This is a genomic window from Paenibacillus sp. DMB20 (genome assembly GCF_000987955.1).
GTDB lineage: Bacteria > Bacillota > Bacilli > Paenibacillales > Paenibacillaceae > Paenibacillus_AQ.
Window position 1 is genome coordinate 45,530 of the sequence record NZ_LAZU01000001.1, and the last position, 12,089, is coordinate 57,618.

The 12,089-nt window shown below is 53.5% G+C and carries 7 protein-coding genes and 4 pseudogenes; all 11 read right to left on the bottom strand.

Annotated features, from left to right (window positions below; translation table 11 throughout):
• Positions 1 to 13 precede the first annotated feature (13 nt).
• Positions 14 to 1,268: pseudogene (locus XI25_RS00225) on the bottom strand (methionine gamma-lyase family protein).
• A 108-nt stretch (positions 1,269 to 1,376) separates the two neighbouring features.
• A pseudogene (gene hflX / locus XI25_RS00230) lies at positions 1,377 to 2,662 on the bottom strand (GTPase HflX).
• Positions 2,663 to 2,693: 31 nt separating this feature from the next.
• A complete protein-coding gene (locus tag XI25_RS00235) occupies positions 2,694 to 3,674 on the bottom strand; it encodes an AAA family ATPase (protein ID WP_046676834.1) in 981 nt (326 codons plus the stop codon).
• An 80-nt stretch (positions 3,675 to 3,754) separates the two neighbouring features.
• Entirely contained in the window at positions 3,755 to 4,411 is a 657-nt protein-coding gene (locus XI25_RS00240; RefSeq protein ID WP_046676835.1) for a YdcF family protein, read from the bottom strand.
• On the bottom strand, positions 4,411 to 4,968 hold the full coding sequence (locus XI25_RS00245; protein ID WP_046676836.1) for a DUF402 domain-containing protein: 558 nt from the start codon (positions 4,966 to 4,968) through the stop codon (positions 4,411 to 4,413). The genes XI25_RS00240 and XI25_RS00245 overlap by 1 nt, the downstream gene beginning before the upstream one ends.
• A 154-nt stretch (positions 4,969 to 5,122) precedes the next feature.
• Complete coding sequence (locus XI25_RS35635; RefSeq protein ID WP_268794439.1) at positions 5,123 to 6,376, bottom strand: penicillin-binding transpeptidase domain-containing protein; 1,254 nt, start codon at positions 6,374 to 6,376, stop codon at positions 5,123 to 5,125.
• Positions 6,351 to 7,682, bottom strand: a complete 1,332-nt coding sequence (locus XI25_RS35640; protein WP_268794440.1) for a transglycosylase domain-containing protein — start codon at positions 7,680 to 7,682, stop codon at positions 6,351 to 6,353. Before XI25_RS35640 ends, XI25_RS35635 begins: the two co-directional genes overlap by 26 nt.
• Positions 7,683 to 8,001: 319 nt before the next feature.
• Positions 8,002 to 8,238, bottom strand: a complete 237-nt coding sequence (hfq, locus tag XI25_RS00255) for an RNA chaperone Hfq (protein WP_046676837.1) — start codon at positions 8,236 to 8,238, stop codon at positions 8,002 to 8,004.
• A gap of 19 nt (positions 8,239 to 8,257) precedes the next feature.
• Positions 8,258 to 9,239: pseudogene (gene miaA / locus XI25_RS00260) on the bottom strand (tRNA (adenosine(37)-N6)-dimethylallyltransferase MiaA).
• Positions 9,232 to 10,008, bottom strand: a complete 777-nt coding sequence (locus tag XI25_RS00265) for a class I SAM-dependent methyltransferase (protein ID WP_046676838.1) — start codon at positions 10,006 to 10,008, stop codon at positions 9,232 to 9,234. Before XI25_RS00265 ends, miaA begins: the two are co-directional and overlap by 8 nt.
• A 19-nt stretch (positions 10,009 to 10,027) precedes the next feature.
• A pseudogene (mutL, locus tag XI25_RS00270) lies at positions 10,028 to 12,032 on the bottom strand (DNA mismatch repair endonuclease MutL).
• Between the last annotated feature and the right edge of the window lie 57 nt (positions 12,033 to 12,089).

Below are 12,089 nucleotides of genomic sequence, written 5' to 3' on the forward strand. Positions count from 1 at the left end.
ATGTTAGATAATCTTACAATAAATTTCGATCCATCATGGTCTGCAGTGCCATTAATACTCCAAACTTCACATGAGAGTAAGTAAGACCGCCCTGCATATATCCGATATACGGCGCCCGGATCGGCGCATCCGCGGACACGTTCAAGGCTCCCCCCTTGAATGAAGGTTCCGGCTGCCATAATCACCGGATGCTCATAGCCCGGCATGTCCCACGGCTCGGGAACGACATGGCTGTCCACGGCGGCCGCCCGCTGAATGCCCTGGACGAAAGCGATCAAATGCTCAGGTCCGGAGAAGGACACCGCTTGAATTAAATCCGTCCGCTTTTCATGCCATGCCGGTTTGGTTACAAACCCGACCTCTTCAAAAACCGCAGCCGCATAAATGCTTCCTTTCACAGCCTGTCCAACGGCGTTTGGCGCAAGAAACAGCCCCTGATATATCCCCCGGGTCGTGCCGAGCATAGCTCCGACCTCCCGGCCGATTCCCGGCGCCGTCAGGCGGTACGCCGCCTGGTCGACATACTTTTCCTTCCCGCAAATATAACCTCCGGTTTCCGCCAAGCCGCCACCGGGATTTTTAATCAAGGATCCAGCCATCAGATCCACTCCTACCTGGGTCGGCTCCAGCTCTTCGGTAAATTCCCCGTAACAGTTATCGACAAATACGATGACATTCGGATTCATGGCTTTCGCCTTGTCCACCATTTCTCCGATCTCGGCCACCGTGAATGAGGATCTCCAATCATAGCCCCGGGAACGCTGAATGCCGATGACTTTCGTGGACGGCGTCATGGCCGACGCTACGCTTTCCCAGTCCACTTGACCGTTCTCAAGCAGGCTAACTTCCGAATAACCGATCCCGAAATCCCTCAAAGAGCCTGTCCCGTCCCCTGGCTCGCCAATCACTTTATGAAGCGTATCGTATGGGCGCCCGGTTATGTATAACAAGTCGTCGCCCGGCCGCAGTACGCCGAACAGCGCCGTGGAAATCGTATGCGTGCCTGAAGCAAAATGCGGGCGGACCAGTGCAGATTCGGCTCCGAATATATCGGCATACACCTCGTCAAGCACTTCCCTTCCACGGTCGTTGTATGCATATCCGGTCGATCCGGCAAAATGATAATCACTCACTTTACTGCGTTGGAACGCCTCGATGACCTTCCACTGATTATGGTCGATAATGCGGTCCATCTCCCGCAGGCGGGATGCGATTTTGTCCTCAACCTGACGGCTTATTTCTTCGATTTGTTGCGAAAATCTTGCCATAACGTCCTTCTCTCCTCTTGCTTTGAGCAATTCAATATACTTTCCAAAACACGAATCCGTTCTTAACACAGGAAGCGGCTGGCGAACTTCGCCAGCCGTTAGATCAACTTATTGAATCAGATAGTCCTGCAGCTGATATCCCATTTTATCATAATCGGCGCGATTGATGCGGACCTCAAAAATAATGTCGTTATCCTCGAAGGACTGCTCAAGCACGTCCCCGACCCGGTACAGCACGGAGATCACATCCCCACGGTCGCCCGGAATACGGAATTTCAGAGTGCCTCCGGATAAATTATCTTGAATCGCCTGGCGAACCTCCTCCAGGTCCTGATCATTGAAGGCGCTGATTTTCAAATAACCTTCGCCTGAAGGCAGCATTTCCAGCTGATCCGGCTGACAAGCGTCTATTTTATTAAACAATACCAATTGCGGCTTATCCGCTGCGCCTAAATCCTCCAGGATCGACTGCACGACAGCCATCTGCTCCTCCCTCATCGTGGAAGAGGCGTCCACGACATGAAGAATCAGGTCCGCTTCATTCGCTTCTTCCAGCGTCGCGCGGAAAGCCGCCACAAGGTCATGCGGCAGATTCTGAATGAAACCTACGGTATCCGTCAGCACGATCTCTTTACCGCTGGGAAGCTCCATAATTCTCGAGGCGGATCCAATGTGGCAAACAACTGATTCTCGATATATACATCCGCCGCGGTTAAACGGTTCAGCAGCGTGGACTTGCCCGCATTCGTATAACCGACCAAAGCCACCTGAACGGCCCCGGTCTTTTTCCTCCGCTCCCGGTGAAGCTTCCGGTGTTTCGTCACTTCGTCCAGCTGGCGTTTCAGGTCGCTGATCCGTTCACGGATATGCCGGCGGTCCGTCTCCAGCTTGCTTTCGCCCGGCCCCCGCGTACCGATTCCGCCGCCAAGCCGGGACAAATTCTTGCCGTGTCCCGAAAGGCGGGGAAGCAGGTAGCTGTGCTGCGCAAGCTCGACCTGAATGATCCCTTCGCGCGTTTTCGCGCGCTGGGCAAAAATATCAAGGATCAGCTGCGTCCTGTCGATAATTTTCACGTCAAGCGTTTCTTCCAAATTCCGAACTTGGGCTCCGGAAAGCTCCTGATCGAAAATGGCGGTATTGGCGCCCAGCCCGTCGATCGCCATGCGAAGCTCCTCGACTTTTCCTTTTCCGATAAACCACTTGGTGTCGGGAGTTTCTCGATTTTGGGTGATTACATCCAACACCTCTACTCCGGCCGTTTCAGCCAGCTGTACCAGCTCTTGCAGCGAATGTTCGGTATTGATGCCGGATCTTTTGACCTGATCGGTAACCAGGCTGACGAGAACCGCTCTATCCTGCATTTCGGTCGTTGTCTCGTGCGTGTTATTTGCCATAGCCTCTGCTCCTTCTATCGCTCATTCTCGGTTATGATTTGGCGGTCAGTTTGAAATCCTCGGGTCGCAGGGTCATTAACTCCAGTTTTCCCGGATTCCCAGCCACATAATGATTCAACAGCCTTACCGCCTGATTGCGGATTCCTTTTTCAATGACGTTGCGTACATAGCGGGCATTGCTGAAGGCATGCCGGTAATTCTCTTTTTCCACATGCAAGTGTTCTCTCAGCTTCATCATGGACTGAGGCATCAGGATATAATCCCTCTCCTTGGCCATCAGCTCGGATATTTGAATCAACTGGTCCAGGTTGTAGTCCGGAAAGTCCATCTGAATCGGAAACCTGGAATGCAATCCCGGATTGCTTAACATAAAGAAATCAATTTCATCCGAATAACCCGCCAAAATGAGAATGAATTGATTTTTATGGTCCTCCATGGCTTTAACCAGCGTATCGATGGCTTCCTTGCCGAAATCCTTCTCCCCGCCTCTTGCAAGGCTGTATGCTTCGTCAATGAACAAAATGCCCCCCAGCGCCTTTTTGACAAGATCCCTCGTTTTCTGTGCGGTGTGGCCGATATATTCGCCGACCAGGTCGGCTCTCTCCACCTCCACCAGATGGCCTTTGCTGAGAACGCCCATTTTTTGAAACAGCTTGGCGACGATGCGGGCCACCGTTGTTTTCCCCGTACCCGGATTTCCTTTGAAAATCATATGGAACACATGGCCGCCGCTCAGCAGCCCGGCCTCGGAACGCATGCGGGCAATTTGCAGCAGCGCATAGATTTCATAGACCAGGTCTTTAATTTGCTCCAAACCTACCAGTTGGTCGAGTTCCTTCTGAATTTCCTGAAAAAGACCGTGCTGCGGCACGGAATTCGGCGATGGGGCCGGCTCGCGCTCGGGCGCCGCGCTGCTGATCAGCGGGGGTTCGGCACTGCGGAGCACAACGTTGATCTGTCTGGAGGGCCGGCCGTCCGGCCGGTTTCCGGCGGTTGTTACGCGCCCGTTCATAGCTCCTCACCTCTTATCCAAAGGGCTGACTATCTATTTCAATGTATTCTCTTTGGATACAGGTTATTAGAAGTTTTCGGTTACTTCCATCCCAATGCGATCAACAAGCGGTCCGCAGTCCATTTCGTATAAGCCAAAACCTCGCGGCTCTTGTGCTTAAACATAGGAAGCACGGTAGATGTCGTTATGGAAAGGGAAGGCTGGTCATAGCCCAGCGTTCCGGCGATCTCCATCGAACGGGTCCCATGGTAGTCATGGGTTACGATAACCGCGCGCTTCCAGTCATTCTCTTTCATAATCCGCTGGCTGTACAACAAGTTTTCATAGGTGCTGGTCGCCTCGTTTTCCAAAATGATATCTTCTTCGGGCACGCCCTTGGATACCAGATAGTTTCGCATTCCTTCCGCTTCGGTGTACTTGTATCCGGGTTTATCCAATCCTCCGCTGACGATAAGGACGGGATAGTAACCTTCCTGGTACAGCTTGAGTCCGTGCTCCAGCCTCTCTTTAAGGCCAGGGCTTGGCTGATCCCCCCACATCGATGCTCCGAGAATGATGCCGACGTCGGCTTTCCCCTGCAGCGTGCTCTCGGCCTTGTTGATTTGAACCCAGACATAAACCGACCATAAAAGCCCGAGCAAAAACAGAATAAGCAATCCGTACAAGCATTTTCTGGTTCGGCTGGAGCGTTTCCTTGATATCGGCTGGATAACCCCCGCCCGATGATTGCGGTGCATCATTTTTTCCTCCTGAATTCTCCGTTATGGAACAAACGATCCCGATGTTCAAGCGACATCATAAAATACGGAAACTCATGCGCATCGATAGCCCGGAGGACCTCCCTGGCCGTTACCTTCGCCTGCCGATAATCGTCCCGCGTGATATCGCTGCGGCGCAGCGCATCTTCAAGCTCATCCTCGTCCAGCAAAAATACTTCTCCATCCTTATTTACCACCACGTCCAGATACAAATCGTCAAACCAAGGCACGCCCTGATCGGTGACGCCCTGCTTCTTGCAGATGTCGATATACCACTGCACGATGCGGCGTTTGTCGTCGAACATGGCCGTCACGATAAAGTGACTGTCTTTCGGGTAATACTGCAGCCAGGAATATCCCTTATCCGCAATGCGGTATGTATGCTGCCCGTAAGTTTTCCATAAAGGCTCTTTCAGGCCGTAAATCGTATATAAGGTGAGATATCCCGTGAACTGCTCGCCTTCCACATAGCGGGAAGTGAAGTGCCGTCTGGTAATGCGGCGCCAATTCGCCCGGTCTCCGAATTTACGTTTCATGGAACTTTTCCTCCCCATATCGTAAACTCAGCTTACCACATTTGAGTTTCACACTCAAAAAGCTTATGTCAAAACCAAAAGAAGAAGCCTCCAAAACCACTAGTCAAAAGTGGAAATGAAGGCTTCCTGCTCTAGGTTTCAGCGGAATATCCGTTTATTCGACTGCGTCTTCCGGCGGAACGCCGGGATCAGTGATTCCTCCGTCTCCCGGGGTTGCCGTTCCGGGAACGGTATGAACTTCGCCGGTTCCGCCCGTATCGCCGCCTCCGGTTCCCTGATCACCGGTTCCGGAACCGTTGTCGATACTTCCGGCCCCCTGGCCGTTATCGGTTCCTTGACCGCTGCCTTGGCCATTCTCCTGGCCGTTTCCTTGTTCTTGACCGCTTTGGCCGTTACCTTGCCCTTGACCGTTTCCTTGACCGTTTCCTTGACCGTTACCTTGCCCTTGGCCTTGCCCTTGGCCTTGCCCTTGGCCTTGGCCGTTACCCTGACCATTGTCCTGACCGTTTCCTTGGCCATTCTCCTGCCCCGGATCGGTACTGCCGCCTTGTTCGCCTTCATCCGGCGGGACGACATTGTCGTCAGGCACTTCTTCAACTTCATCCGGCGGGGCCTGCCCTGCCGTGACAACTTGAAGCACATTGGACGGCTCGCTTTCAAGATCCTTGGCAGGATCATAAGCCGTTATATAGTAGCTGTAGGTCAGACCCTCCAGGGCGCCCAGATCATCCGCGGAAGTAGCGTTAAGCATATCGAGGATCCGAGTATATTCGGCCTCAGAAGATTCTTTTCGATATACCCGGTATATAATTCCGCTTCCGTCGACCGCGCTCCAGCTCAGGTTCACGGTCTGCGTCTGTGCATCGTAAGAGCCGGTCAGATTTCTGACCGCCGCAAGCTTCGGCTCTTCTACGGGCGGCGGCGCAGGCGCTTCGGTTGTAGGGAAGCTTTGGGCTTCGTAACCCTGCACCGCCTTTTCCATAACCTTGCCCCATAAAGCCGCAGCCATCGGACTGCTCTGCCGCATGAGGTGGTTTCGTCCAGGGTCATCGTATCCAAGCCAGACGGCTGCCGTCAGCTCAGGCGTATATCCGGCGAACCAAACGTCCCGCACGCCGCCGACGCCTTTATAACCGCTTTGCGTCGTCCCCGTCTTGCCGGCTACCGGACGGCTGATTCTGGCATTGCGTCCCGTTCCGTCCTGAACGACCAGCTTCATCATGTCCGTCATTTGGGAAGCGGTTTGCTCGCTCATGACCCGCTCGCCGTTCCCGCCTTTATTCTCATGAATCACTTTACCCTTGCTGTCTTTAATCTGCTTGATCGCAAAAGCTTCATTCATCTGGCCCGCGTTGGCGAAAGCGCTGAAAGCTCGGGCCACTTCAAACGTATTGGTCCCCCTGCTCATTCCCCCCCAGAGCAAGAGACAGGTTTTTATCGTCCTCTGTTGCTTTAATTCCGATATTTTGCACGAAATTGTATCCGGTCTTCACGCCGATCTGATTCAGCAGCCATACTGCTGGAATGTTTTCGGATCGCTGAATCGCTTCCTGCATGCTGACCGTCTCGGAGTATCCGTGAAGGTTGTTCGGACAGTAGTTGCCGAAGCATTGCTTCCGGTTGCTCAATCTGGAATTCTTCGTATAATTGCCGGTTTCCAAAGCCGGAGCATATACCGCGATCGGCTTCAGGGCTGAGCCCGGCTGACGCCGGCTGTCGATCGCGCGGTTAAATCCGCCGCGTTCATATTCGCGTCCGCCCATCAAAGCGACGATCCCGCCGGTATGCTGGTTAATGATAACCATCGAGCCTTGAATGATGGCATCGTCCGCGCCTTTTTCAAAGTTGGCGGGATTATTGAACTCCGCTTCCATGGCCTGTTGCGCATTCGCGTCCATCGTCGTGTAAATCTGGTAACCGCCGATGTTCAGGTCGTCTGCGGTAAGTCCCCATTTTTGCTCGGCTTCGTCCATGACGTAATCGATAAAAGCGGTGTATTTCTGCTGCGTAGCCGGCGGTTTATATTTATAGTCGACCTTCTTCGCTTTCTCCGCCTCTTGAGCCGAAATGTATCCCTGATCGCGCATCAGATTCAGTACGACGGCTCTGCGTTCCTTGCTGAGCTCGGGATTCTTGAGCGGATTGTATTTGGACGGCCCCTTCGGCATTGCCGCCAGTGTCGCCATTTCCCATAGTTTTAGATCGTTCAAGTTGCTTTTCCCGAAATAACGCTGGGATGCGGCTTTGATTCCGTAATAAGGACCGCCGAAGTTGATCCGGTTCAGATACATTTCCAATATTTCGTCTTTAGTGTGATTACGCTCCAGCGCCAATGCGATCGATACCTCGGTCGCCTTCCGGAAAAACGTTTTGTCCCGCGTCAAGAAAATATTCTTTGCAAGCTGCTGGGTAATCGTGCTGCCGCCCTCCACCATGGAACGCGCCATGATATCCTTGACCGCCGCCCGGCCGATGGACCAGATGTCCACGCCGTTATGTTCATTAAAACGCCTGTCTTCCGTCGCAATGAACGCGGCCTTCAGCAAATCGGGCACATCGTCGATCTTGACGGGATCGCTTTTTTGGATCGACAGCTCGCCCATCAAGTTGCCGTTTCGGTCATACACTTTGGATGTCCCGTACGCCGTAAGCTTGTCCTTGTTCGCCTCCAGCAGTTTTTCCCCGCTGACCATGATGAACAAATAACCTGCCAAGGCACAAAAAATCGCAAGGACCACGGTGAAGAACAAGGCCCAGCCGATTCGCTTGCCTTTGCCTTTTTTTCTTTTTCGATGATTTTGGCGTCTTCTGCGTTGTCTTTGGGGCTTCTTTGTTTTTATTAACCCTCGATATCTGGTTCTGGTCTTTGCCAGCCATGGTACGTACCCCTCCTGACTCCCTTTCGGATCTGTCTGTCATTACCCCGGAAAGAAAAGAACAACCTTTTCAGGTTGCTCTTCCGCTCTCCTATACCACTAAACGAAATTTACAAAAAAAAAGTTTCAGAAAAATCGAATCTGGAAAAAAATGCCCTTATTCGCTGCTGCTATCCTGCATCAGGGAAACATTGCGCTGCGGCATGAACGTGGAGATGGCATGCTTGTATACCATTTGCTGGCGTCCGTCACTGTCGATCACAATGGTAAAGTTGTCAAAAGCTTTGATCGTCCCACGGATCTGAAAGCCGTTCGTCAGGTATACCGTGGCCGGGATGTTCTCTTTACGCAGTTGGTTCAAGAACGTATCTTGGATGTTAATGGACTTGTTCATTAGCCGTACCCCCAATGGTTCAATTAGATTGTTTTGATGTATATTCAATGTTCGAGAGAAACTTTCCTGCTATTATAGCACGGATCTTTTCATAGTTAGCAGAAAAAATTTTCAGAGTCGGTGACGTCAACCCATTCGATATCCTGCATATGACGGAACCAGGAAAGCTGACGTTTGGCAAACCGGCGGGTATCCCGTTTCAGCAGTTCGACAGCCTCCTCCAAGCTGCATTCCCCTTGAAGATGCGCCAAGATCTCCTTGTAGCCGAGACCCTGCATCGACACCAAGCCCGGAGCATAGCCCTTGTTCATCAGTCCGGCAACTTCTTCGACGAGTCCCTGACGGATCATGGAGTCAACACGCTCTTCAATACGGTTATATAGCATTTGGCGGTCCATTGTCAAACCGACCAGGCACAAATGATAGGGAGACTCCTTTTTTTGCGCGGCCAGCTGGGCCGAAAGCGGGCTTCCGGTCAAGTGAAATATTTCCAAGGCGCGAACCACTCTGCGCAGGTCGTTCTGATGAAGGCGCGCCGCGCTTTCCGGGTCGACGGATGCCAGTTTCCGATGCAGCGCTTCGGGCCCGTGCGACTGCGCATAAGCGAACTGTTCCTGTCTGAAAGCCTCGTCCGCTCCGGTATCGCTGAAGCGAAAGCCATAGCAGACCGATTCGACGTACAGCCCGGTTCCTCCGACAATGAATGGAAGACGTCCCCGATCCGTAATTTCCTGAATAAGCCTTACGCTCTGCTCCTGAAATTCGGCTACCGAATAAGGATAGTCCGGTTCATGGATATCGATCAAATGATGCGGAACGCCCTCCATTTCTTCCCGGGAAATTTTTGCCGTTCCAATGTCCATCCCTCGGTATACCTGCATGGAATCGCCGGAAATAATTTCCGCATTGAAGTTTTTGGCAAGCTCGATGCTCATCTTGGTTTTTCCTACGGCGGTCGGGCCGATCAGGACCAAAAGATTAGGTTTGGATGATTCAGTCAATGCGTATCACTCCGTACGTTATTTTCGAATGGCCCCGCTCCGGGACCTTAAAGCCGAGCCGGGCAAATTCGCCGCTCCCTCTTTTTTCCTTCAGCACCACCGATTTGCGTGCCACCCTGACGGCCTCGCGGACGCTTTGCTCGTCAAGCGCCTCCCCGTTTGCATAATGGCGCAGCGGGTTGATCGATGCGGATTCCGCAACCGGCTCCCGAAACATCGGGTCAAAATAAACGATGTCCGCGCTTTTATCCGGAAGCTTTTGCAGATAATCGAGATGGTGGCCATGCTTTACATCGATCCTGCGCATGGCCTCGTCGCTGGCGGAAAGGTTGCTTTCATAGGTCCGGAGACCTTCTTTCAGAAGAACATAGAGCGGAAAGGAGCTTTCCAGCGCCGTTACTTTGCCGCGCTCCCCGCCTTTTACGGAGAAAACGAGGGAATCCGTCCCAAGGCCTGCCGTGCAATCGATGACGGAGTCGCCCTCTTCCATGCCGGCAGCCTCGAGCATGAGGTCCGGCTCTCCCCGGAGCACCCGTTTCAAACGGACGTAACCCATGCTGGGATGGAACTCCAGCGTTTCCCGGCCCGGCCCCCCAAGGCGGACATGCCCTTGCAGAACGACCAGAATATCCTCATCCCCGGTCTTCAATGCAAGTCTTCTGAGCGATTGGCCTCCCCGGGTCACGTATCTGCAGCCCGTTTCTTCCGCCAATGCCTTGGCCCGTTCAACCAGTTCGGGCGCCTCGGCCTCTCCTGTCGTGATAATCATCTATTTCCTCCTTGATGTTTTACATAACGCGTTTGAACATTTTTTCAAGATCGTAAGCCGAGAAGGAAACGACGATCGGACGCCCATGAGGACACGTATAAGGCTGCTTGCAGGCAGCCAACCGCTGAATCAGCGTCTCGGCTTCCTTCTCCGTCAGCTTCTGATTCGCCTTGATCGAGGCCTTGCAGGAGCAAAGGACGGATGATTTCTCGCGCAGCTTCGCGAGATCGATATTCCGTTCGTTCAGTACCCATTCCGCCATTTCTTCAATGATCTCCTTCTCGTCCCCCTTCGGGAACCAGAATGGATGCGACCTTACGAGGAAGGTTTGCCCTCCGAAATGCTCCAGATAAACCCCTGCCTGTTCGAACCAGTGCAAACGGTCTTTCATTTTGTCGCTCTCGGAAGGCGTGAACTCCAGCGTAATGGGAAGGAGCAGCTCTTGCGAAGCGTCCGCGGGTTTTCCGAATTTCTCATAATAATATTCGTAGTTGATCCGCTCATGCGCGGCATGCTGGTCGATCAAGTAAAGACCGGAGTCGTTTTGCGCGATCAGGTAAGTCCCGTGGTGCTGGCCGATGTAGTTCAGCTCCGGAAAAGGCGGAATATCCGGTACCGATCCGCCGGCGGCCTGCAGCCACTCCCGCGTGACCGGCGGCATGCTCTGTTGCGGCCGCGTCTCCGTCCGGTAAGGCGAGGACGAAGTTTCCCTTGTTTGGCCGGAAGAAGCAGTACGGGGTGCGGCATTCCCGAAAGTCCCGCTTTCGCGAAACGGACGGGCGGCCTGGGACTGCTCCGAAACACCGTAACCGTAGCCGTTATCTGTGGCCTGCTGCTCCCCGCTGTTTATCTGCCGTGAAGCAGGGCCCGTAACGAAATCCGGAGCTTGTCCTGGTCCGGCGCCGGGGTTCCGTTCGGAAGCGGATCGGTCCGGCACGCTGGCCCCCGGTTGTCCTTTTTGAAAATGGAACTGCTCTTGAATGAAAGCCGTCCCTTCCTTGCCGATACTCTGCTTCACGGGTCGGGGGGATAAGCACCTCCTGACGAAGCACTTTGCCCACGGCCTCTTCGGCAAATGAAAACAGCTCAGGCTCCTTGCTGAAACGAACCTCCAGCTTCGATGGATGCACGTTGACGTCCACCAGCGAAGGATGCATGTCCAGCTTCAGGACGACTAGCGGAAAGCGGTTGATCGGCAGAAGGGTATGATAACCCCGCAGCACCGCTTGCGACAATCCGTAGTTCCGGACATACCTTCCGTTAATGATGAAGGACATCGCATTCCGGTTCGCCCGGGTCCAATCCGGCCGGCTTACATAACCCGAAAGGCTGTAATCCATATCCTCCGCCCGAATCGGCAGCATGGCTTTGGCCGTCTGGGTTCCGTAAATCGCGGCAATGACCTGGAGCAGGTCACCGTTGCCCATCGTCTGCAGCAGCGTATTGCCGTTGTGCCGTACCGTGAACGCTATATCCGGACGGGACAAAGCGAGCCGGTACATATAATCCGAAATGTGGCCCAACTCGGTCTGAATCGTCTTCATATACTTCAGCCTTGCCGGAGTGTTGTAAAACAATTCCTTGACGACAAATTCCGTCCCTTTCGGGGCTGCCGCGTCTTCATTGCGTTTAAGCTGCCCGCCCTCGATTTCCATCAAGCGGCCTTTGCCTTCCTGATTGTTCGAGGTCGTTAACCGGACCTTCGACACCGCTGCGATGGACGGAAGCGCCTCGCCCCTGAAACCCAAGCTCGTAATCTGGAACAGATCGCGGCCCTGGGAGATTTTGCTTGTCGCATGCCGGTAAAAAGCCGTCACGCAATCCTCCGGATCGATGCCCGAGCCGTTATCCGTTACCCGGATGCTTTGAAGCCCGCCTTCCTCGACGAACACATCGATCTTGGTACTGCCTGCATCGATCGCGTTCTCCACCAGTTCCTTGACGACGGAGGCAGGCCGCTCCACCACCTCGCCTGCTGCTATTTGGTTGGCGATATGCTCGTCCAATATGTGTATTTTGGCCATGTTTCCTACCTCCGTTATGCCAGATCGAAGATTCTTCTTTTGCCCTGATCCCCCATA

Coding starts and splice junctions, on each gene's coding strand:
- XI25_RS00235 (WP_046676834.1), bottom strand. CDS start 3,674: ATGAACGGGCGCGTAACAACCGCCGGAAACCGGCCGGACGGCCGGCCC.
- XI25_RS00240 (WP_046676835.1), bottom strand. CDS start 4,411: ATGCACCGCAATCATCGGGCGGGGGTTATCCAGCCGATATCAAGGAAA.
- XI25_RS00245 (WP_046676836.1), bottom strand. CDS start 4,968: ATGAAACGTAAATTCGGAGACCGGGCGAATTGGCGCCGCATTACCAGA.
- XI25_RS35635 (WP_268794439.1), bottom strand. CDS start 6,376: ATGAGCAGGGGGACCAATACGTTTGAAGTGGCCCGAGCTTTCAGCGCT.
- hfq (WP_046676837.1), bottom strand. CDS start 8,238: ATGAACAAGTCCATTAACATCCAAGATACGTTCTTGAACCAACTGCGT.
- XI25_RS00265 (WP_046676838.1), bottom strand. CDS start 10,008: ATGATTATCACGACAGGAGAGGCCGAGGCGCCCGAACTGGTTGAACGG.